Here is a 22,564-nt window from a genome sequence, read left to right as displayed (position 1 = left end):
GCAGCTCAGTTCACCCGCAGGACGATTTTGCCGATATGGTCGCCACCTTCCATGCGTGTATGCGCCTGGGCCGCCTCGTGCAGCGAGTAGACCTTGTCGATGATCGGCAGGCAGCGCCCGGCGGCCAGCGCTGGCCAAACATGTTCGCGCAGTTGCCCGGCAATCTCGGCCTTTTCCTCTGTGGTTCGCGCACGCAGCAGCGAACCGGTGATCACTGCCCGTTTGGCCATGATTGCCAGCAGGTCGATGTCGTTGGCCTTGCCGCCGCCGAGAAAGCCGAGCATCACCAATCGGCCATCCATCGCCAGTGCGCTGACATTACCGTTGAGGTACGAGGCGCCCATGATGTCCAGGACCGCATTCACGCCGTGCCCCGCGGTCTTTTCGGCGATGACCGTGGCGAAATCCTGCTCGCGATAATTGATCGGTTGCCCACCCAGTTTGCTGATTGCCGCGCATTTATCGGCACTGCCGGCCGTGGCAAAGGCTTCGATGCCGAATTCACGGCACAGCATCAGTGCGGTGGTACCGATGCCGCTGGTGCCACCGTGGATCAGCACGCGCTGACCACGTTGAGCGTTGCCGAGACCGAACAGGTTGGCCCACACGGTAAAGAACGTTTCGGGGATCGCGGCGGCCTGCACCCAGTCCAGACCTTCGGGGATCGGCAAGGTCTGCCCGGCCGGCACCGTGCAGTATTCAGCGTAACCGCCGCCGTTGGTCAGCGCGCAAACTTTGTCCCCCACGGCAAACTGACTGACCCCCGCACCCAGCGCCACCACTTCGCCGGCCACTTCCAGACCGGGAATCGGATTCATGCCCGGCTTCATCGGGTACTTGCCTGCCCGTTGCAGGGCGTCGGGGCGGTTGATCCCGGCGGCATGCACGCGAATCAGCACTTCGCCGGCTGCGGCGACGGGCGGGGGCACACGCTTGGCTTGCAAGACTTCGGGGCCACCAGGTTGAGTGATTTCGATACGGGTCATTTCGCTGGGCAAGGTCATGTCGATTCCTGTTGCTTGAGGTTCTGAAGATGGGAGCACAGCCCGCAGGCAATGATTCCCTTCAATTTTCACAGACGCGTGGTTCAGTCGCTGAGGGCAGCCATTTCAGGGCATGCTCCAACAAGATCGCCACGGCAATCGCCCCTGCGGCGATCACGAAGAGCATTGCGTGCTGACCGCCCGTGGCATTGAACAGTGCCGAATAGGCGAATCCGGCCAGCGCCTGAAACGTGGCAAACGATACGGTGGCGCGGCTCCAGGCGATTTGCTGGCGATGGTGATCCGGCACCAGTTCATGCACGCGGGCCAGGGCCAGCGGGACGATCCCGGGCGGGAATGAGCCGATGATTACTGCCAGCACGGCCAACGCCATGAAGGACTGGGAAACCGCCAGCAGTCCCAGTGCAATCGCCTGTACCAGCAATACCAGCCGAATCCCCATCCGCGCGCCAAGCCGATCCGCGAGAAAGCCATAACTTACCGGGCCGACAATTGCGCCCAGGCCATACATCACCCAAACCAGTGCGCCAATTTGCGCCCCGGCACCGAGCCCACGAGCGACGTAATCCACCAGAAACACCATGGCCGGCACCAGTCCTGCGGCCATGAATGCGTATTGTCCGAACAGTAAATAGACGGCGGAAGGGGTTGGCTCAACCGTCGCGCCTGCGTGAATGGCGGTCGGTTGTGGTAGATCAGCAGGCCAGCCAAACCAGCTTGTTACGGTCAGCAACAACGACAATCCGCCCAGTCCCAACCAGGTGGCGTGCAGGCCCATATTCAACAAGGGCGGGACGATGGTCCCGGAGGCGGCAATCCCCAGGCCGATACCGAGAAAAATCGCACCGCTGGCCAGTCCTTTGCGGGATGCCGGCACATGGGGCAGTACAGTCGCCGCCACCAGCACCATAATTGCGCCGCCGGTAATCCCCGACAGCAACCGCCAGCCAAAGAACCAGCTCACCGACAATGGAAATGCACAGGCAAAAAACGCTGCGGTGACCAGCAGCATCATCAGTCGCAGGGCGTTTTTATTGCCCAGTTGCCGCGCTAGCGGCCGGCCGAGCAGGGCGCCGATCAGATAGCCGACCAGATTGGCTGCGCCAAGGTAGACCACGTCGTTGGCAGAAAACCACTGCGCCTGAATCAGCGAGGGAATAAGCGGTGTATAGGCAAAACGCGCCAGACCAATGCCGACCAGGCTGGCGCAGAGTCCCGAGAAAATCGGTAACGCTGAGGTCGATGTACGCATGACAGCCATCCTGAGGAAGTTCTGAGGCGCTCAGGATATCGACTATCTTTGCTGCGGTAATGCAGCGATTTGGCTTTATAGTGATGCAAATTCGCATCGGGCGGTACAACATGAACTGGGATGATGCGCGGGTATTTCTCGCGGTATGCAGAGAGTCGACCTTACGCGGTGCAGCGCGGGTTCTGGGGGTGGATCAGGCGACTGTCGGGCGCCGGATCACGGCGTTGGAAAAGTCCCTGAGCGCGACCTTGTTCCTGCGCACCTCCGACGGCTACGCACTGACTGCAGTCGGCGAAGCCGCGCTCAAAAGCGTGGAAAAAATGGAGCAGTCGGCGCTGGAACTTGAGCGGCAGATTCAGGGCCTGGATGATCGTCTGACCGGCACCGTACGCGTCAGCACCACCGACTCGCTGGCCATCGACTTTCTGATTCCGGCCATTAGTCGCCTGCACGCGCAGCACCCGGACGTGCGTGTGCAACTGGACGCCTCCACGCAGATCCTCAGCCTGGCCAAGCGCGAGGCCGACATCGCCGTGCGCAATACCCGGCCTGACAATCCCGATCTGATCGCGCGGCGGATTGCGCGCTGGCCCGTGGGGTTGTTCGCTTCACAGGCGTATATCGACGCCCATGGCATCCCGCCGCAGGGTACGGCGTTCGAAGGCCATGATCTGGTGGTCTATCAACCGTATTTGCAGACGCACAAGGACATGACGCTGGTTTGCGAACCGCTGCAGCGCGGGCGTATCGTCGCCAGCCTGAGCTCCAGTCTGCTGGTACGGCGCTCGATTGCGGCTGGCCTGGGCGTAGGAGAAATTCCGGTGTATATGGGCGAGCGCGATGGCCTGATCAGGCTTTGGCCGGAGCGCAATCGCCCGCAACCGTATGAGGTCTGGCTGGTGACCCATGCGGACTTGCGCCACACCGCACGGGTCAGGGCGGTGATTGAGCAGATTGTCGAGGCGTTTGCACTGGAGAATGAGTGACGGCTCAAAGCGCTTTGGAGAAGCTACATCGTCTGACGAAACGCCCTACACCCACAGCAGAATCTGCCGGCTTGTGGGCTTGGAGCGCCAGCCCTACTGTTGATGCAACTTGCAGCGCCAGGAAATCGGTGTGAGTGATGCGCCAGAACAGGTATCGGTAACCCAGGGAAGGGATCGGATTGAAAGCCAGGGAATTCGAGCAATATCAAAGCACTGACACATTGAGCAGAGGTCGTAACACATCAGCCATGAACGCAATCAGCCGTGAAGAATTCAACGCGAGGATCGAGACCATCGAGGCAAGAATGGATGCTCGCGTAGAGCGAGTGCACGCAGATATCCGAGAGTTCCTTGGCTCTCAGACAGTGCGAGACAAGGCTATTGAGCGCATCCAGTTCGAGCGGGATAAACGTTACGACTCAATGATTCAAGGCATTGCCATTGAATCCAGAGAGGCGCTCAAAAAGGCCGGCACCGTGAATGCCAATGTCTGGATGGCAACGGCTGTGCATTTGTTTGGCGTGGTCAGCATTGTCGTGGGTGGGTATTTCGCCAGCCAGGCCAACCTTTATGTAGCGGTACAAACAACGTTGGCGGCGGTTCAGGCGGGCAAGGATGTCGGTGCAGCCACGCCTGCCGAGCAGCCATCATCGGTGCTGCCAAAATAAAAACGGCCTTCAATCGAAGGCCGTTTTTGTTGCCATTGAAAACCCCTGCCTCATGGCATTTGTGGCAGCTCTTGCGGACGCAAGTCAAACACCAGTACTTCGGCATCCACGCCATTGCTCAGGGTCAACGCCTGTTCCTCGCGAACCCGCACGCCGTCACCTTCCTGCAGCAACTGGCCGTTGATTTCAACGCTGCCACGCGCCACATGCACGTAGGCGTAACGGTTGGCGGGCAGTTCCAGCGTCGCGCTTTCCTTGCCATCGAACAACCCGGCGTAAACCCGCGCATCCTGGCGCACTGTCAGCGAACCATCGCTACCGTCCGGCGAGATAATCAGTTGCAGGCGACCGCGTTTTTTCTGCGTGCTGAAGTGCTCCTGCTGGTAGCGCGGCTTGGCACCCGCCACTTCCGGCACGATCCAGATCTGCAGAAAGTGCACTGGACGGGTGGCCGAATGGTTGAATTCGCTGTGGGCCACGCCACTGCCGGCGCTCATCAGTTGTACGTCGCCAGGGCGGATCACCGAGCCGGTGCCCAAGGTATCCTTATGCTCCAGCGCACCTTCAAGCACGTAGGAAAAGATCTCCATGTCGCGGTGCGGGTGCTGGCCGAAACCCTTGCCGGCCGCCACGCGGTCATCGTTGATCACCAGCAGGTCGGAAAAACCCTGTTCGCGCGGGTCGCGGTAGCTGGCGAAGGAAAAGGTGTGGAAGGACTTCAACCAGCCATGATTGGCGAGGCCGCGTTCGGAAGCTTTGCGAAGGGTCAGCATGATGAATTCTCCTTGCAGGACGTTGATTCGTCCGAGTGAGGAGAAGGTTACTGTTAATCGGCTGAGGCAATAAGTAGATCGAAATTGAAATACTGTCCTGCTCAGGTTGACAGTTTTGTGGAGTCGATCACGCATTCTTTTCGCCGGATGTCATGCACTTGGCCATAATGCGGGTCTGTTCCTTCCCTTGATTTCAGTGATGTTCACCCATGAAAACCGTGGCAATGGTGCTGTTCCCCGACTTTCTCCTGCTCGACATGGCCGGCCCCATGGAGGTGTTTTCGGTCGCCAATCGCTACTTGAAACCCGAAGATCACTACCAATTGATCACCCTGGGCACTGAGCACGGGATGCTGCGAGCTTCCAATGGTGTGCAGGTGCAGACCGACCGCCATATTGACGACCCGGCCCAGGCCTTCGACCTGCTGCTGGTACCGGGTGGACCGGGTGCCTATAACGAAAAACACCCGGCGCTGCTTGCCTGGTTGCAACGCTCGGTGGGGCAGTCCGGTTGCTACGGTTCGATCTGCACCGGAGCGTTTGTGCTCGGGCATGCCGGTCTGCTCGACGGTTATCGCGTGACCACTCACTGGAACTACACCGAACGTTTGATCAAGGCGTTCCCCAAGGCGCAGGTGGAAACCGACCAGATTTACACCGAAGACCGCAATCTGATTACTTCGGGAGGCGTGACCGCCGGCATCGATCTGGCATTGGCCGTAGTCGCCCGGGATCACGGAAAAAAGCTCGCTCAGGACGTGGCCAAGGTGCTGCTGGTGGTGATGAAACGTCAGGGCGGGCAAGCGCAGTTCAGTCCGTTGATGGCCGCAGTGGCGCCACAGGAAACCGCGATCACCCGCGTGCAGAACCATGTGCTGGAGCATCTCGACGAAGCCTTTACCGTCGAGCGCATGGCGGGGCTGGCGAACATGAGTACCCGGCATTTTGCGCGGCTGTTTGCGCGGGATGTGAACATGACGCCGATGGAGTTTTTGCAAAACGCCCGGATCGATTGCGCGCGTAATCTGCTGGAAACCACTGAGCTGCCGTTGAAGACCGTGGCCTACAAAAGTGGTTTCGGCAGTGTGCGCCATATGCGTTTTCTGTTTGCGGAAAAGCTCGGCCTGACCCCGGCGCAATACCGCGAACAGTTCAGCTAGAGCGGTTGTGTCCGTCCGGTGCATCCGGATGTCCGTGTTGCGCCCTGTACGGAGGTTGTACCGTCACCTGCGCCTGCCAAGATAAACGGTAACGCTTGGAAGGGAGACGCGCTGAGCGCCGAGGGCATGCTGCCCGCGCGCGTTGGCGCTGGAAAACGGCATGAACAGCCACAAAGATTTACCCGCTGCATCGGTGTTGTATTTCGGGCCATACGCCTTTCATCTGCGCCAACGGCTGATCCTCGACGGGGATCGACCATTGCGCATGGGCGGCCGCGCCCTCGATATTTTGCAGGTGCTGGTCGAACACGCCGGTCGCGTCGTCCGCAAGGAGCTGTTGATCGCCCGCGTGTGGCCGGACAGTGTGGTCGAAGAGATCAACCTGCGGGTGCACATCGCCGCGTTGCGCCGGGCGCTGGGCGATGGCGAGAAGGGCCAGCGCTATATCGTCAACGTGCCGCAATGTGGTTACAGCTTTATCGCGCCGGTGCACGGCGACAGCGTCGCGCAGGTCGTGTTCGACAGCTTGCAGACGCCGCAACAGAATCTGCCCGCCCGCTTGACTCCGGTCATCGGCCGCGATGCGCTGGTGGGCCGTCTGGTCCGGCAAATGCCCCTGTGCCGCTTGATGACACTGACCGGCCCGGCCGGCATCGGCAAATCCACGGTGGCGCTGCGGGTGGCCGAATTGCTGTTGCAGCATTACCGCGACGGCGTCTGGTACATCGATCTGTCCATGCTCGATGATGCGCCGTCACTGCTTGAACATCTGTTGCGCACCCTCGACCTTTCGTTCGATGCGTTAGCGTCGCGTCATGCCTTGCTGCTGCTGGATAACAGCGAGCGGTGTCGTGACTCATGCCGGGCATTGGTGGAGCGACTGCAACTGGCGGCGCCGCGGCTGGCGCTGCTGGTCACCAGTCGCGAACCGTTACAGGCCAATCTGGAAACCCTGCAACCGATTGCGCCATTGACCTTTCCCAAGGCCTCGACACCGGCCAGCGTCGATGAACTCATGGGCTATTCGGCGGTGCAATTGCTGGTCAGCCGCGCGCGTGCCCGGCAGCACGATTTCAGCTTGCGCGAGCAGGATCTGCAAACCGTGTGCAGTCTCTGTCGTCGTCTCGACGGTTTGCCATTGGCCATTGAACTGGCGGCCGCGCAGATCGATGCGCTGGCGTTGGTAGGGCTGCAAGCGCAACTGGACAACGCCCTGCACCTGCTCAGGCATGGCCGCCGCACCGCGAAGCCAAGACACCAATCCATGAGCGCAGCGTTGGACTGGAGCTATCAGGATCTGCGGCCCTGCGAACGTCGGGTCTTGCAGCGCCTGTCGGTATTCAAGATGGCCTTCACCGAAGAGGCTGCGTTGCGGGTCATCGACGGTGGGCATCTGAGATCGGTGATCGAACGCCTGGCTGCCAAGTCATGGCTGACGGTGGAGCGGGGTGCAGATGCAGTGCGTTACCGAATGCTCAATCTTCTTCGCTGTTACGTCCGTGAACAGACCGAAGCCAGCGTTGAACCGAGTGCTATCGCGTACCATCGTGCGCTGTACCGCAGGCCAAATCGATCAGCTGCGGGTGTGCAACTGTTCATGCAACGCATCGAGCAATAAGCGCACCTTGCGCAGGTCCGGCGTGGCATAGCCTTCGGTGAAGCGTTGATGGATCGGGGTCAGCAGCTCCAGTGCTTCGCGGTGGCGTGATTGGCGCTGCCACAGTTGGGCCAATGTTGTGGCGCTGCGCAGTTCCCAGGCCAGCGCGCCCTGGGCACGGGCGATGGCGAGGGCGTTTTGCAGGAGGTGTTCTGCCTGCTCGCCAAGGCGTCCCTGCGGACAATCCGCCTCGTCCGCCAATAACCGCTCAGCCTCGGCCCGCAACACTTCCGCCGTGCTCCAGCCTGCTGCACCACTGTGCGCCCGCTCCAGCAGCGCTTCATCGATATGGCGGGCATCGAGTGTGACCATTAGCTCCTTGATCAGCCCGTTATCCGCCGGCGCCTCGGGTCGGGCCAGGCGTTCATCGATCACCTGCGCATAGTGCCGTCCCCAGCGATAGAACAGCAGCACCGAGTGCTTCTGCGCCTGCTCCAGCAACAGTTGCAACAATTCGCGCGCAGTCCTGGCGTCGCCGTTGTAATGCGCAATCAGGCAGCTGGCCAATGCCAGGGTGTAGCAGATCGACGTTCCGTGGTTGATCTGCACGGCGATATCCAGCGCCTGCCGGGCGGTGCGCCACGCCTGTTCGGGAAACCCCTGCAGCCACAACACCCGGGCGAGAATGGTCAACGAAGCCACGCTCTGGTCGTACTGCACGCCAAAGCCGTGGGTGAAGCGGTTGCGACAACCACTGTGGGCCATACGCTGAATCACTTGCTCGGCGTTGATCCGCGCGCGCGGCTGGTCGCCGGCAAAGTGCAGCGCAAGGACACGCAAGCGGTGAATGCTCAATGACAGCAGCGGGTCGTCGTGGCCACCGAGGCGGTCGAATTGTTCGCTTTGCTGCAATGCCGCCTGGTAATGCCCACAGCTGAGATTGACCGCCAGGTGGCCGGAGATTGCGCGCAATTGCGCGGCGACGTCGTGGTGCTGCTGCGCGAGCGCGTTAGCTTGAGTGAACGCTTCAATGGTTTCCGGCGAACCGCCGCAGGTGTGATAACAAGCGCTGCCGAGTGCCAGTTGCAAGGCTGTCTGCAGGCGCGGACAGGGTTGTTCCGCGCTTTTGAGCAAGGACAACGCCTGACGGACATGCGCGCCATATTCCTTGAGCAATGACAGCTCCTGCCACAACGCGGCCGACGTCGCGGTCAAACGGATACCGAGAGGGCGCGAGCCGTTGCCGTGCAAACTCCAGTCGAGTGCAGCGCGCAGATCTTCCAGGCCTCGGGCATAGCGCTCGATCCATTGTGTGGTCGGAGTGTGTTCCCATTCGGTCTGCGCTTGCTCCATCAACGTCAGATAGCGTTCGGCGTGGCGTTCGCGCAGGGTTTCGCGTTCGCCGCTGAGTTCGAGTTTTTCCAGGGCGTAATGGCGGGTGGTGTCGAGCAGGCGATAAAACACTTCTTCATCACCGACTTCCACGTTCAGCAGCGATTTACCCACCAGTTGCGTGACCGATGCGAGCACCTGCGTGGGATCGATGTGTTGACCGACGATCACCGCCGCAGCCGAGGCCAGGCTGAAGCTGCCGCGAAACACCCCGAGGCGCCGCAGGCAAGTCTGCTCGCAAGGGGTGAGCAGATTGAAACTCCAGTCCAGCGTGGCGTGCAGCGTTTGATGCCGCGCATGGCGCTGGTGGTTGCCCGCCGCCAGTGGGTGCAAGTGATCCTGCCATTGCTCCAGCAGGCCGCTCAGGCCCAGGCTTTCGACCTGCGCTGCTGCCAGTTCCAGAGCCAGCGGAATACCGTCCAGACGCCGGCAGATTTCCATCGCCAGGGGTAGCTCGGCATCGCTCAGTTCAAAGCGTTCATGGGCGCCCATCGTTCGTTCGACGAACAGTTGCAGGGCGGCGAAAGTCATCGCCTGCTCGCGATCGAGACGGCTCGTCGCAGGCGGGCAATCGAGGGATTCCAGACGCTGCACGAACTCGCCCTCAGCGCGCAGGCTTTCGCGGCTGGTGGCCAGAATATGTACGTGCGGTGCGCCGCGCAGGAGGCTCTCGACGAGCAGCGCCACGGCATCGATGAGGTGCTCGCAGTTATCGATCACCAGCAGCATCTGCCGTTCGCGCAAATCGTTGATCACACTCGCCAGCGGCGCGCCGTCGTGTACCGCCAGATCAAGCAGGGTCGCCAGTTGCGAGGCGATCAGCGCCGGGTCGGTGAGCGGCGCCAGATCCAGCAGGCGGATGCCATCGCGATAGCGTCCGAGCAACTGCTCGGCGACGCGCAGGGCAACGGTGGTCTTGCCGATGCCGCCGGGGCCGATGAGGGTGATGCAGCGCTGTCGCGGCAGTTGCTGCATCAAGCTGTCCACCAATGACTGGCGGCCGATCATCCGGGTACGGCGCAGCGGCAGGTTGTGGCGCCCGGGCGCCGCCTCCAGTAGCCGTTGTCCGTTGGCGTGCACCGTCAGTGGGGCAACGAAACTGTAGCCGCGCTGGGCCACGGTCACGATATAGCGCTGACCGGCCTGACCGTCGCCCAGCGCCTTGCGCAGGGCGGCCATGTGCACCCGCAGATTGATGTCTTCGACGACGGTGTCCGGCCATACGCCGGCGAGCAGTTGCTGCTTGCTCACCACTTCTCCGGCATGCGCCAGCAGCATCAGCAGAATATCCATGGCGCGCCGCCCCAGCCGCAACGGCTGGTCACCTTCCATGACCAATCGTTGTCCGGTGTAAATCCGATAGGGGCCGAAGCCGATGGCCTGATTCGGGGAAAGACTCAACAGCGCACTCCTGCGGTGATGCGGCGATCCTGGCAGATGGACGCTGCGTGAAGACGCAGATCGTCGGCTACAAGGTATCGCAGCATATTCCTCAGGTTTGGCCATCAGTGCAACGCCGGGCTCTTGCGCAACGCTCAAAAGCTCAGATGCCGTGTCCGGGTGTCGTTGCCATCACGCATGACCTGACAGCGCCAGGCAAACGGATTGATCCCTTCGCTGCGGGTGAACATGTGGCAGAAATGTGCCTGATCACAGAAACCGCATTCCAGGCTGATCTGCGTCAGGCTCAGGCCGGTGTGGCGGATCAGCAGCTTGGCGCGGGCAATGCGCTGTTCGCGGATCCAGTCCTGCGGCGCCAGACCGGTGCTGGCCTTGAACGCCCGGGAGAAATGGCTGCGCGACAATGAGCAGGCGCGTGCCAGCTCGGCCACTTCCAGGCTTTCTCCGAGGCGTTCGAGGATCAGTTGTTTGACCTGCCGCTCCCGTTGCGGGCTGAGGCCGCCGATAAGCGGCCGGGGCGTTTCGCTGGCAGGGGCGAGGGCGACGGATTGCTGTAGAGGAGCCATGGCCGGTGTCCGTGTCGTGGAGGTGAAAAACAACGCTGCGCAGAGGCCTTCATTGTTAAGAAGGGACATGCCGGCTGACGAGTTAATCGTTGTTAATTCGCAGGCCTGACACAGATGCAAACCACCGTTGATCGGGTAAAGTGCTCAGCACTTGCGAACGGTCTTAGAAGGAATTGCAGCCCATGAACCGTAACGATCTGCGCCGTGTCGACATGAACCTGCTGGTGATTTTCGAAGCGCTGATGTTCGAAAAGAACCTGACCCGCGTCGCCGAAAAACTGTTCATGGGCCAGCCGGCGGTCAGTGCCGCGCTGGGGCGTTTGCGTGACCTGTTCGATGATCCGCTGCTGTTGCGCAACGGCCGCAGCATGGAGCCGACGGCGCGAGCGCTGGCGATTCTGCAGGAGCTGCAACCGGCGATGGATGTGATCTCCGGCGCGGTCAGCCGGGCCAAGGAGTTCGACCCGGCGACCAGTTGCGATGTGTTCCGTATCGGCCTCTCGGATGACGCCGAGTTCGGGCTGTTTCCACCGCTGCTGCGCAACCTTCAGGAGGAGGCACCGGGTATCGTCGTGGTCGTACGCCGCGCCAACTACCTGCTGATGCCGGCGTTGCTGGCGTCCGGGGAAATCTCCGTCGGCGTGAGTTACACCACCGATCTGCCGGCCAACGCCAAGCGCAAGAAACTGCGCGACATTCCCTGCAAGGTGCTGCGTGGCGACGACCGCCCGGGGCCGCTCACGCTTGACGAGTACTGCGAGCGGCCTCACGCCATGGTGTCGTTTTCGGGGGACCTGAGCGGCAACATCGACATGGACCTGGCCAAGGTCGGCCGCAGCCGCCGGGTGGTGCTCGGTGTACCTCAGTTCAGCGGCCTGCGCGCGCTGTTGGCGGGCACCGAGATGATCGCTACCGTGCCGGATTACGCCGCGTGTGCGCTGGTGGAAGGTTGTGCGTTGCGAGCTGAAGATCCGCCGTTTCCGATTGATGCGGCGCAACTGTCGATGGCCTGGAGCGGGGTGCATGACAACGACCCGGCAGAGAAATGGCTGCGGTCGCGGATCAGTCAGTTCATGTCGGTGTCGCTGGATGTTCCAGTGGTGTGAGTGACCGTTCGTCTAAAACAGCGTTCACCCTGTTAGTTCTGACAGTGGTGAGTGCTCGCCTTTCCGTGTTTGATGGGTCAATGCCGAAACGGCCAGCCCTCGGGGGAAGTGAAAATGGACGTGCCGATTACTGCGCTTACCCGTGACGATCTGTCGCGACTGGCAATTAAAGAAAGTTCAAATGGTTTCCTGTTGCCAGCGGCCGCCCGGTACAACCTGACGGTAATAATCGACTTCCCTTGGTTGCCAGGAGACTTACTTACCATCACGTGGGCCGGGACTCCAGGTTCCGGTTCCTATACGTCGCCGCGCATACCGATCGGCGGATTTAAACCCCCTTTCACGACCCACATTAACAATATTCTGGTGGCTTTCAATCTCGGTCGGACCGTCATCGTCAGTTACACGCTTTACCGTGGCACTGAACCTCCTGTGGTATCGCAACCTTTGCCGCTCTTCATACCGCTCATAAACCAACTTGATCTGCCCCTGCCGGTGATCAAAGAGGCAAACGATGAAGGTGGGGGCACTCACTTGGATGTGAGCGATCTGACTGAGGTTACTTTACGTATCCGGTCATGGCTGCTGAGCAGGCGCGAGCAGTTCTTCTGGCTCCTGCTCACAGGCGTGAAAGCCGACGGCAGTGTCTGGGAGGCCTGGTATTGGCAAGCACCGGAAAATATTGTTGGTAATGAATTCAGCCTCGGGTATTACGAACAAAAGATCCCTGCCGCGCCGCTGCAAGGTCTGCAAAATGGAAGCGTGTTGACAATGAGGTTTTGGGCCGGGCTGCAGAACAGTCCGGATCGGTCCGATGCCCAGGCATTTGCACATCGTAACTACATCGTCCTGACGGATCCTGTGAGCGCGCCAAGGATCGAACGGATCACTGATCCGCTCGATCAGGAGATCGGCGAAGATGGCGACACGCTTTTCACCAGCGCCACATTGCACGGTGCCGCGACAGAAGAAGTCAGCGTGTTTGACGGGCAAGCGCCTCTGGGCAGGGCGCCGGCCATAGCGGGCGTATGGAAATTTCCGGTTACTGGATTGACCCAGGGCCCACACATCTTTACAGGTCAATACGCCGGTGGCGGGGTATCCAATACTCGGACGATCAACGTTCTGGAAAACCGCGAAGTACGGATCAAGGAATCAACCGGCAACACTCATTTGAATCCTTCTGCGTCCATTAATACGCTGACGTTTGTGCTCGATTATCCGAGCCAGCCTGCCGACCTGGTCAGCGTGCGCTGGATCGCCGCGCAAGGCACGCCAGCGGCAGGTTCATATACATCGCTGCCGGTCGCTGTGGGTGCCACGCCCAGAGAACTAACGGCGCCTGTCTCTCTGGTGGCCTTCAGCATCGGTAAATCCGTTGAAGCTACCGCCTCCTACGTACGCGGCGGTGCACCGGCGGTGCAGTTGCAACCCTTGGCGCTATCCGTGCTGCCGATCCCGAGCAACTTGCTCATATCCCCAGTGATCGACGAGGCCAAAGACACTCTCGAACTGGACAAGAAGGACATCGTGACCGGAGCGAACCTGACTTTCGGCAACTGGATACACATAGCGAGAGGCCAACGACTGGAACTCACCCTGATGGGCTTCACGGCCAATGGCATCGAGAACAATCGAAGTATCTGGACACCCGATCGCAATTCGGTTCATCAGGCCTGGGTCTTGAATCGAGGCTACACGTTCGGACTCCCGCTCGACTATCTGCTGTCGCTCGGGGTCGGGACATTGGTGAGCATCCTGTTCACAGTGAGAACGGATCAAGTGCCAAGCTCGACGGCAGTCACGGTTTTCGAACCGCGTCGGTACACCATCGTGGACTCGCGCTGACCGGAGGAGGGAATAAGGTTTTCGGCGTTTGGACGGTTGGGACGCGGAGCATCCCGGCTGCATTCCCATGCAGAACGTGGGAGTGATCGATCAAGAGCAAAGAGAGCACACCCATCCAATTTCTCCCCGATCAATCGTTGCACTATTCCCTGCAATGATTGATCAAGGGTGGATCCATGAACGCTGTACAACGCAATGACCAGGCGCAGAACCTCGGCCTGCTCTTACTGCGGGTGACCGGCGGGTTGTTTCTGCTGTTCGTCCACGGCTTGCCCAAGTTGCTGGACTTCACTGCGCAGCTGCAACAGATCGAAGACCCGTTCCACCTCGGTGCCCACCTCACTTTGATTCTGGCGATCTTCGCTGAAGTCCTCTGTCCGCTGCTGATCGTCGCCGGGGTGCTGGCGCGATTGGCCTGCTTGCCTATTCTTTTTGTTCTGCTGGTGGCGCTGCTGGTCGTGCATCCGCAATGGAGTGTGGCCGAAGGGCAGTTCGGCTGGTTGCTGTTGATCCTCTTCACCACTGTGCTGATCGCCGGGCCTGGACGGCTGGCGCTCAATGCGCGTTTGCCCGGAGTGCTTCGTTATGCCTGATACCCCGTCCCTGAGAAAACCGGGAACCGAAGAAACTGTGACGCTGATCGTCAAGCACCGGGTCAAGGCCGGCTTCGAACAGCCCTACGAAGCCTGGCTGCGCAATATCGTCAGCGTGGCGGGGCGTGAAGAAGGGCACCTGGGTGTGGACGTAATGCGCAGTAAACAGGGTGGCCTCGCGCTGTTCACCTGCGTGCTGCGTTATTGCTCGACCGAGGCGATGCAGCGCTGGCTCGACTCCCCACAGCGTCAGGCGCTGATCGAAGAGGCCGCGCCGATGCTCGCCGACGGCGACCAGACCGAGGTCAATGCGGCCAACGAGTTCTGGTTCACGCCACTGGTCGACGCTGCCACGCCACCACCACGCTGGAAGCAGGCCGTCGTGACGCTGTTCGTGATCCTGCCGCACACCTTGTTGGTGCCGCTGATCTGGGGGCCGCTGCTGCAACTCAATGCATTCCTGTCCAACTATGTGGTCGCCACGTTCCTGATCACCCTGACCATCGTGCTGTCGGTGGTGTACGTCTGCATGCCGGCCGCCACTCGCTTGTTCGCACCGTGGCTGGCGGCCACTCAGCCCCATGAGCACCTTGAATCCAACGCCCATCCGCCGCGCTGAAGGGGCGGATACGGACTTCGTTTCACTTATCTCGAAGGAACTGCGATGAACGCCGATCTGATTCTGTTCAATGGCCAATTTCATACGGTAGACCGCGAAAAACCCCTCGCCAGTGCTGTGGCGATCAAGGACGGACGCTTTGTCGTCGTCGGCAACGACACCCAGGCCATGGCCCTGCGTGGTTCGGCCACGCAAGTGATCGACCTGCACGGGCGCTGCGTGATCCCCGGCCTCAACGACTCGCACTTGCACCTGATCCGTGGCGGCCTCAACTACAACCTCGAACTGCGCTGGGAAGGCGTGCCGTCGCTGGCTGATGCACTGCGCATGCTCAAGGAGCAGGCCGACCGCACGCCGACCCCGCAATGGGTGCGCGTGGTCGGTGGCTGGAACGAATTCCAGTTCGCCGAAAAACGCATGCCGACCCTCGAAGAACTCAACCAGGCCGCACCGGATACCCCAGTGTTCGTCTTGCACCTGTACGACCGCGCGCTGCTCAACCGTGCCGCACTGCGGGTTGCCGGTTACACCCGCGACACACCGAACCCGCCGGGCGGCGAGATCGTGCGCGATGCCAATGGCAATCCGACCGGCATGCTGGTGGCGCGGCCGAACGCGATGATTCTGTACTCGACGCTGGCCAAGGGGCCGAAGTTGCCGCTGGACTATCAGGTCAACTCGACCCGGCAGTTCATGCGCGAACTCAATCGCCTCGGCCTGACCAGCGCGATCGATGCCGGCGGTGGTTTCCAGAACTATCCCGACGACTATCAGGTGATCGAGCAACTGGCCAAGGATGATCAGTTGACCGTGCGCATCGCCTACAACCTGTTCACCCAGAAACCGAAAGAAGAGCTGACCGATTTCCAGAACTGGACCGGCAGCGTCAAGTTGCACCAGGGCGACGATTACCTGCGGCACAACGGCGCCGGCGAGATGCTGGTGTTCTCCGCCGCCGACTTCGAAGACTTCCTCGAACCGCGCCCGGACCTGCCGCAGAGCATGGAACAGGAACTGGAGCCGGTGGTGCGCCATCTGGTCGAGCAGCGCTGGCCGTTCCGTCTGCACGCCACCTACAACGAATCGATCAGCCGCATGCTCGACGTGTTCGAGAAGGTCAACCGCGACATTCCGTTCAACGGTCTGCCGTGGTTCTTCGACCATGCCGAAACCATCACCCCGCAGAACATCGAGCGGGTGAGGGCACTGGGCGGCGGCATCGCGATTCAGGATCGCATGGCGTTCCAGGGCGAATACTTCGTAGACCGTTACGGCGCGAAAGCCGCCGAAGCTACGCCACCGATCAAACGCATGCTCGCCGAAGGCGTGCCGGTGGGCGCCGGCACCGATGCCACGCGGGTTTCCAGCTACAACCCGTGGACGTCGCTGTACTGGATGGTCAGCGGCCGCACCGTTGGCGGTCTGGCCTTGTACGAAGAAGGTTTGCCGCGCACCACTGCGCTGGAATTGTTCACCCACGGCAGCGCCTGGTTCTCGTCCGAGCAGGGCAAGAAGGGCCAGATCAAGGTCGGGCAACTGGCGGATCTGGCGGCACTGAGCGCGGACTTCTTCCACGTCGAGGAAGAAGCGATCAAGTGGATCGAGTCGGTGCTGACCGTGGTCGGCGGCAAGATCGTTTACGCCGCCGGCGATTTCGAAGACCTCGGCCCTCGCTCGATCCCCGTGTTGCCGGACTGGTCGCCGGTGGTCAAGGTGCCGGGCCACTGGCGCCCGAATTCGCCTTTGCAGGCGCAGGTGCATCAGTGCGTCGGTGCCTGCGCGGTGCACGCGCACAGCCATGAAAAAGCTCGACTGTCGAACGCACCGGTCAGTGACTTCGCCGGTTTCTGGGGCGCGTTCGGCTGTTCCTGTTTCGCGTTCTGATCACTACAAAAAAGCGCCGGCCACCCGGTCGGCGCCTCATGCAACAACCATCCACCGAGGAGTTTCCCATGAGCGTTCCCTACAAGCGTCTGAACAAAGATGATGCGGTCGTGCTGCTGGTCGACCACCAGACCGGTCTGATCTCGCTGGTACAGGATTTCTCGCCAAACGAATTCAAAAACAACGTGCTGGCACTGGGCGACATCGCCAAGTTCTTCAAGCTGCCAACCATCCTCACCACCAGTTTCGACGCCGGCCCGAACGGCCCGATCGTGCCTGAGCTGCGCGAGCAGTTCCCGGATGCACCGTTCATTCAACGTCCTGGCCAGATCAATGCCTGGGACAACGAGGACTTCGTCAAGGCAATCAAAGCCACCGGCCGCAAGCAACTGATCATCGCCGGTGTGGTGACTGACGTCTGCGTGGCATTCCCGACCCTGTCGGCCATCGCCGAAGGTTTTGAAGTGTTCGTGGTGACCGATTCTTCCGGCACCTTCAACACCACCGTGCAACAAGCGGCGTGGGCGCGCATGTCGGCGGCCGGTGCACATCTGCTGAACTGGTTTGCCGTGGCCTGCGAGCTGCAGGGCGACTGGCGCAACGACATGGAAGGCCTGGCGCACCTGCTGTCCGAACGCCTGCCGAACTACCGCAACCTGATCAACAGCTACACCAAGTTCACTGCCAAGTGATTGCTTGAACTGAAAGTGCCCGCTTGATTGCGGGCATTTTCATGTGCAGTAAAAAGAGGCGTAACCCATCACCACCTGTGGCGAGGGAGCTTGCTCCCGCTGGGCTGCGCAGCAGTCCCCGAAATCTGTGAGCGCTGCGCACTCAAGCGGGAGCAAGCTCCCTCGCCACAAGATTTGGCTTTCAACTGCTGGATGGGGCTAGCGTTTCTGCAACCAGCCGAGAAACCCACCCTTGCGCACCGCCACCGGTTTGGCCATCAACGCCAGCCGGCTGTTCTGCTGTCGCACGGCCTGCAATTTGTTCAACGCCTGGCCGACTTCGCTGCGCTGTTCCATGCACTGACGGGTCAGGTTCTTGTCGAGACGGTAGATGATCGAAGAGGTCAGCGCGGTAAACGTTGCTTGCGAAGGCGTATCTGCAAGGATGCTTTGCTCACCCATGACCTCGCTCGGCCCCATGCGCCCGGCCTCGCTGAAGCCGTTGCCATCCGGCACGCTGGCGCTGACTACGCCGGTGGCGATCACGAACAGGCTGTCCGGCACCTCCTCCAGATTGAGCACCACCTGCCCGGCGCTGTACTGCTGCGCGACCATCGATTCGGCGAGGCGATCACGTTCCTCATGGCTCAGCGAGCGGAACACTTTCACTTCATCGAGCAACGCCCGGGCACGGGTCGAGGGTTCGATCACACCGTCCGGATGCCGGGAAATACCTGCGGCCTCGAGATGCCGGTGGGCGAGGTCGAACAGTTGATTGCGCACTTCGCCTTTCTTGCCCAGCTCGGCGATGAAACCGCTGGCCACGTATTCCGACATTTCGTCGCCGGCCTCTTTCAGCACCGCTTTCGGTGCGGGCGTCAGCAACAGACTGCTGCTGCCTTGGAGCGTGCGCTCGAGGGCGTCGAGCACCCGACGCGGGCGAATGTGGTTCGGCACCTTGATGCTGATCGACACGCCGTGCAGGTTGTTCGGGCGACTGAGGTTGACGATCTTGGCCTTGGCCGCCACCGAGTTCGGCACCACGGCCAGAGTGCCGGTGCTGGACAGCAGATGCGTGGCACGCCAGTTGATGTCGAGCACCTTGCCTTCAACGCCGTCGATGACCACCAGATCATCCACCTGATACGGCTTGGTGGTGTTGAGCACGATGCCGGAAAACACGTCGGCCAAGGTGCTTTGCAGCGCCAGACCGACGACGATCGCCACCACCCCGGAGGTCGCCAGCAAGCCTTTGACCGGCAGCTCCAGCACATACCCGGCGGCCGCGACGATCGCCGCCAGAAACACCAGCGCGCCAATCACGTCCTGCAACAGCCGACCGCTGTGGCCGATGCGTCGCATCAGAATCAGGCCGATCACTTCGGTCAGCACCCGCGCGGCGTACAGCCACCAGAGAATGCCCAGCGCCGTCGCCCCGAGCTGCGTCACCGGGTCATCGGCAAACAGTGGAGCCTGCAACGGGCTGACGCCGGCGTTGATGGCCAGCGCGCTGAATGCCAGAAACAGCACCAGCCGCACACCGACCCGCGGTGCGCGGTGCTTGAACGGGGCGAGGTGCCAGAGCAGCGCGTCGAGCAGCAGCAGGGCGGCGCTCCAGGACAGCAGGTGGGTGAGGAGGATGGACATGGCGATCTCCGGAACTGCATGAACGTCGGTGTTGAAGAGGCTTTTGTGGTGAGGAGATTCATCCCCGATGGACTGCGCAGCAGTCCCCTGCCTTTTTGGTTAGCAGTGGGGTCGCTTCGCAACCCATCGGGGATGAATCCCCTCACCACAAGGGTTCTTGCAATCAAAAAACTCGCCACACCGTTGGGTGTGGCGAGGGAGGGGGCCTCAGTTCAGATGCGTCTTCAGCTCAGCCGCGGCCTGGCGCACGGCCGCTTTCACTTCGGGAATCTGACTCAGCGGATTGAGCAAGCCAAAGTCATGAATCATCCCGTTGTAGCGCACCGAGGTCACCGGCACACCGGCCGCATCCAGATGCCGTGCGTAGCCTTCGCCTTCGTCACGCAGCACGTCGAATTCGGCGGTCTGTATCAGCGCGGCGGGCAGGCCCTTGAGCTGTTCGGCGCTGGCGTTGAGCGGCGAGGCGTGGATCTGCGCGCGTTCGGCCGGGTTGGTGGTGTAGTTGTCCCAGAACCACTGCATCATGCCCTTGGTGAGGAAGTGGCCCTCGGCAAATTGCTGGTACGAGCCGTTATCGAACCCGGCGTTGGTCACCGGCCACATCAGCAACTGGAAGCGCAGGGCCGGGGTTTTCTGTTCCTTGGCCATCAACGCCACGACCGCCGCCATGTTGCCGCCGACGCTGTTACCGGCCACCGCCAGACGCTTGCCATCGACCCCGATCTGCTTGCCGTTTTCCGCGACCCATTTTGTCGCCGCATAGGCCTGGTTGATCGCTGTCGGGTACTGCGCTTCCGGCGACGGCGTGTAATCGACGTACACCGCGACCGCTCCAGAGCCGACCACCAGATCGCGAATCAGGCGTTGGTGCGTCGGGAAATCACCCAACACCCAGCCGCCACCGTGGAAGAACATGAACACCGGCAATTCGCCTTTGACCTTGGCCGGCCGCACCACTTTCAGGTTGATGGTCTGGCCATCGACCTTGATCGCCTTGTCGCTGACTTCAACCCCGGAGAGGTCGACTTTCACCGACGCCTGAGCGCCAGTCAGCACCGCACGGGCATCCTTCGGGCTCAGTTGTTCCAATGGTTTGCCACCGCCGGCGGCGAGGGCTTCGAGGAAGGCCTGGGTGTTGTGTTCGACGCCCGGGCTGCCGGCGGCGAATGCGTTGCCGATGGAGAGGGCGAGGAGGGATGCGGTCAGGGTTTTTTTGATGTTCATGCTCAATTCCATTTTTTTGATTGGTCGTGTTCTCTGTAAGAGCTGCCGAAGGCTGCGATCTTTTGATCTTTAAAAGATCGCAGCCTTCGGCAGCTCTTACAGGTTTGGGGGTGGTTTCAACACCGTGAACGCAGATTAATGAGCTGTCGAAATGTGAAAAAGCGGCTATAAAGCGTTTAACTGTCCACCAGAGAGTGACAATGAACCCGTTCGAAGACATGCGTATTTTTTGCCAGGTCATGGACTCCGGCAGCTTCACGGCGGCGGCTGATCAATTGGGCCTGTCCAAGCAGTTCGTGAGCCGCCGCTTGATGCAGCTCGAAGAGCGCCTCGGTGTGCGCTTGTTGAACCGTTCCACCCGACGCCTCGACGTCACGCCACTGGGTCAGAGCTACTACGAGTCGGCGCTGCGCCTGCTCGGCGAAGTGGAGCAGGTCGAACAGGGCATCGCCGGGCAGACCGCCGAGCCGCGCGGGACGATTCGCGTCAGTGCGCCGCTGTCGTTTGCCGTGGCGCATCTTGGGTGTTTGCTTCCGCTGTTCCTGCAGCGCTATCGCGATGTCACTGTGGAAGTGGATTTGAGTGATCGCCCGGTGGACCTGCTCGGCGAAGGTTATGATCTGGCGTTGCGTATCGGTGTGCTGGAAGACTCGACGCTGATCGCCCGGCGTATCGCCGCCATCGAACGGGTGTACTGCGCCAGCCCCGCGTATCTGGCTGAACGTGGCACACCGCTCACCCCCGAAGACCTGCACAGCCACGACTGCCTGCCGTACGGTCATGGTCGTTCCGTGCAATGGCGCTTCAACGCGGGGCAGGGCAAGCCGCTGCTGGTCAACGTCACCGGGCGCATGCGGGTGAACAACGGCGAGTTGCTGCGCGATGCGGCGGTGCAGGGAATGGGGATTACCTATCTGCCGACGTTCATCGTCGGCGCGGCGCTGAAGGACGGGCGACTGCTGCCGGTACTCGACGACTACAGGCCCGAACCGCTGACCCTGTCGGCGGTCTACCCGCAGCATCGCCAGGCGTCGCGCCCGGTGCAGGCGTTGGTCGAGTTTTTGCGCGAGCGCCTGAATCAGATGTAAGCGTTCCGAACTGTAGGAGTGAGCCTGCTCGCAATAGCGGTGTTTCAGTCGATGATGATTTGGCTGAACCGCCACAATCGCTGGCAAGCCAGCTCCCACAGTGGATCGGCGGTGCGGCTTACAAAGTCGCAACAACCGTATTGATTGGGCTGTTCTAGACTCGGGGCCGCTCAATCACGAGCATCGTCCGGAGTGCGCCATGGAAGTGCCCAACAATAAAACCGCCATCGACAGCAATCGACAGGCGTGGAACGATTCCGCTCGCCATCATCGTGAATCGGCGGAATGGCAAGCGCTGTTGAACGACGTTTCGCAGGCAGATTTTTCCTGCCTCGACGATACCTTGCGCGATCTGCTGGAACAGGTCGGTGTCGTCGGTAAAGAGTTGATTCAACTCGGTTGCAACAACGGTCGCGAAAGCCTGTCGCTGTTTGCCCTCGGTGCACGCAGTGTGGTCGGCGTCGATCAATCGGAGGCGTTTCTCGAACAGGCTCGCGAATTGAACCAGCGCTCGCCGTACAACGCTGAATTCATCGAAAGCGATATCCATCACCTGCCGGCTGCGCTGCACAGCCGCTTCGACGTGGCGCTGATCACCATCGGCGTGCTGAACTGGATGCCCGACATCGGCGAGTTCTTTCGCCACGTGGCGTTAACCCTGAAACCGGGCGGCAAACTGGTGATCTATGAAACCCATCCGTTTCTGGAAATGGTTGATCCTGAAGGCGTAGACCCGTACCGCCTCGCCAGCTCCTACTTCCGCGCCGAGCCATTCGTGCAGGAAGAACCGATTGTCTACGTCGGCAAGGTCGAGCAGCAGGCGGCCAAGTCCTACTGGTTCGTGCACACCCTCGGCGCGATCTTCAGCGGCGCCATCGCCGCCGGCCTGAACATCGCACACTTCAGGGAATATGCGCATTCGAATCGCGAAGAGGTGTATGACCAGTATCTGAATCGCGAGGCGCAGATGCCGTTGTGCTTCACCTTGGTCACCAGCAAGGCCTGAAGCTTTCCATCGCTCCAACCGGCCATATCGCTGGCAAGCCAGACTCCCACAGTTTTTTGGTTCGCACGAAAATAGCGAG

The 22,564-nt window shown here is 61.0% G+C and carries 19 protein-coding genes; 12 read left to right on the top strand and 7 right to left on the bottom strand.

All coding sequences use genetic code 11. The annotated features are described in order from the left end of the window. Positions 1–5 precede the first annotated feature (5 nt). Positions 6–1,004, bottom strand: a complete 999-nt coding sequence (locus tag L6D63_RS08635) for an NAD(P)H-quinone oxidoreductase (protein ID WP_131671222.1) — start codon at positions 1,002–1,004, stop codon at positions 6–8. Positions 1,005–1,065: 61 nt separating this feature from the next. After that, entirely contained in the window at positions 1,066–2,256 is a 1,191-nt protein-coding gene (locus L6D63_RS08630; RefSeq protein WP_131671223.1) for a YbfB/YjiJ family MFS transporter, read from the bottom strand. A gap of 110 nt (positions 2,257–2,366) precedes the next feature. On the opposite strand from L6D63_RS08630, the gene L6D63_RS08625 reads away from it, so the two are divergent. Both L6D63_RS08625 and L6D63_RS08620 read left to right on the top strand, forming a co-directional pair. Further along, positions 2,367–3,242 carry a LysR family transcriptional regulator gene (locus L6D63_RS08625; protein WP_131671224.1) on the top strand — a complete coding sequence of 292 codons (876 nt, stop codon included), beginning with the start codon at positions 2,367–2,369 and terminating at the stop codon, positions 3,240–3,242. Positions 3,243–3,421: 179 nt separating this feature from the next. Further along, positions 3,422–3,910, top strand: a complete 489-nt coding sequence (locus L6D63_RS08620; protein WP_236170305.1) for a hypothetical protein — start codon at positions 3,422–3,424, stop codon at positions 3,908–3,910. A gap of 50 nt (positions 3,911–3,960) precedes the next feature. Here the strand turns inward: L6D63_RS08620 and L6D63_RS08615 are convergent, their stop codons facing one another. Next, positions 3,961–4,683, bottom strand: a complete 723-nt coding sequence (locus L6D63_RS08615) for a pirin family protein (protein ID WP_131671225.1) — start codon at positions 4,681–4,683, stop codon at positions 3,961–3,963. Between the two features lie 209 nt (positions 4,684–4,892). Here L6D63_RS08615 and L6D63_RS08610 point away from each other — a divergent pair, with 209 nt between their 5' ends. Beyond that, positions 4,893–5,843 (top strand): GlxA family transcriptional regulator, encoded by a 951-nt coding sequence (locus tag L6D63_RS08610; RefSeq protein WP_047293323.1) that lies wholly within the window; start codon positions 4,893–4,895, stop codon positions 5,841–5,843. A gap of 160 nt (positions 5,844–6,003) precedes the next feature. Next, complete coding sequence (locus L6D63_RS08605) at positions 6,004–7,461, top strand: ATP-binding protein (RefSeq protein WP_131671226.1); 1,458 nt, start codon at positions 6,004–6,006, stop codon at positions 7,459–7,461. Here the strand turns inward: L6D63_RS08605 and L6D63_RS08600 are convergent. Together L6D63_RS08600 and L6D63_RS08595 are read right to left on the bottom strand one after the other, a co-directional pair. Next, positions 7,417–10,233, bottom strand: coding sequence for an ATP-binding protein (locus tag L6D63_RS08600; protein ID WP_131671227.1), 2,817 nt, complete (start codon positions 10,231–10,233; stop codon positions 7,417–7,419). The two genes, L6D63_RS08605 and L6D63_RS08600, sit on opposite strands and share 45 nt — an antisense overlap. A 134-nt stretch (positions 10,234–10,367) precedes the next feature. After that, positions 10,368–10,799: a helix-turn-helix domain-containing protein gene (locus tag L6D63_RS08595; protein ID WP_095668834.1), complete on the bottom strand. Its 432-nt coding sequence runs from the start codon at positions 10,797–10,799 to the stop codon at positions 10,368–10,370. Between the two features lie 182 nt (positions 10,800–10,981). On the opposite strand from L6D63_RS08595, the gene L6D63_RS08590 reads away from it, so the two are divergent. From L6D63_RS08590 to ycaC, 6 genes are all read left to right on the top strand, one after another. Next, positions 10,982–11,905 carry a LysR family transcriptional regulator gene (locus L6D63_RS08590; RefSeq protein ID WP_047293329.1) on the top strand — a complete coding sequence of 308 codons (924 nt, stop codon included), beginning with the start codon at positions 10,982–10,984 and terminating at the stop codon, positions 11,903–11,905. 114 nt (positions 11,906–12,019) lie between these two features. Beyond that, positions 12,020–13,753 (top strand): Ig-like domain-containing protein, encoded by a 1,734-nt coding sequence (locus tag L6D63_RS08585; RefSeq protein ID WP_131671228.1) that lies wholly within the window; start codon positions 12,020–12,022, stop codon positions 13,751–13,753. Positions 13,754–13,929: 176 nt separating this feature from the next. Further along, positions 13,930–14,346 (top strand): DoxX family protein, encoded by a 417-nt coding sequence (locus L6D63_RS08580; protein ID WP_047293330.1) that lies wholly within the window; start codon positions 13,930–13,932, stop codon positions 14,344–14,346. Further along, entirely contained in the window at positions 14,339–14,965 is a 627-nt protein-coding gene (locus L6D63_RS08575; protein WP_108183150.1) for an antibiotic biosynthesis monooxygenase, read from the top strand. The genes L6D63_RS08580 and L6D63_RS08575 overlap by 8 nt, the downstream gene beginning before the upstream one ends. 45 nt (positions 14,966–15,010) lie before the next feature. Then, the gene (locus L6D63_RS08570) at positions 15,011–16,849 is read left to right on the top strand and encodes an amidohydrolase (RefSeq protein WP_131671229.1); all 1,839 of its coding nucleotides are present in this window, start codon (positions 15,011–15,013) and stop codon (positions 16,847–16,849) included. Between the two features lie 68 nt (positions 16,850–16,917). Next, positions 16,918–17,541 (top strand): isochorismate family cysteine hydrolase YcaC, encoded by a 624-nt coding sequence (gene ycaC, locus L6D63_RS08565; protein ID WP_041066222.1) that lies wholly within the window; start codon positions 16,918–16,920, stop codon positions 17,539–17,541. A 198-nt stretch (positions 17,542–17,739) separates the two neighbouring features. On the opposite strand, the gene L6D63_RS08560 is transcribed toward ycaC, so the two are convergent. Both L6D63_RS08560 and L6D63_RS08555 read right to left on the bottom strand, forming a co-directional pair. Next, a complete protein-coding gene (locus L6D63_RS08560; protein WP_236170304.1) occupies positions 17,740–19,167 on the bottom strand; it encodes a mechanosensitive ion channel family protein in 1,428 nt (475 codons plus the stop codon). Positions 19,168–19,374: 207 nt separating this feature from the next. After that, positions 19,375–20,391, bottom strand: a complete 1,017-nt coding sequence (locus L6D63_RS08555; protein WP_131671231.1) for an alpha/beta hydrolase — start codon at positions 20,389–20,391, stop codon at positions 19,375–19,377. A gap of 200 nt (positions 20,392–20,591) precedes the next feature. Between L6D63_RS08555 and L6D63_RS08550 the strand changes: the two genes are divergently transcribed. Together L6D63_RS08550 and L6D63_RS08545 are read left to right on the top strand one after the other, a co-directional pair. After that, complete coding sequence (locus tag L6D63_RS08550; protein WP_047293340.1) at positions 20,592–21,479, top strand: LysR family transcriptional regulator; 888 nt, start codon at positions 20,592–20,594, stop codon at positions 21,477–21,479. A 199-nt stretch (positions 21,480–21,678) separates the two neighbouring features. Then, positions 21,679–22,485, top strand: a complete 807-nt coding sequence (locus L6D63_RS08545) for a class I SAM-dependent methyltransferase (protein ID WP_131671232.1) — start codon at positions 21,679–21,681, stop codon at positions 22,483–22,485. Positions 22,486–22,564 lie beyond the last annotated feature (79 nt).

This window comes from Pseudomonas parakoreensis, assembly GCF_021602155.1.
GTDB classification, from domain to species: Bacteria; Pseudomonadota; Gammaproteobacteria; order Pseudomonadales; family Pseudomonadaceae; genus Aquipseudomonas; species Aquipseudomonas parakoreensis.
This window is presented reverse-complemented; position numbering and strand designations above follow the sequence as displayed.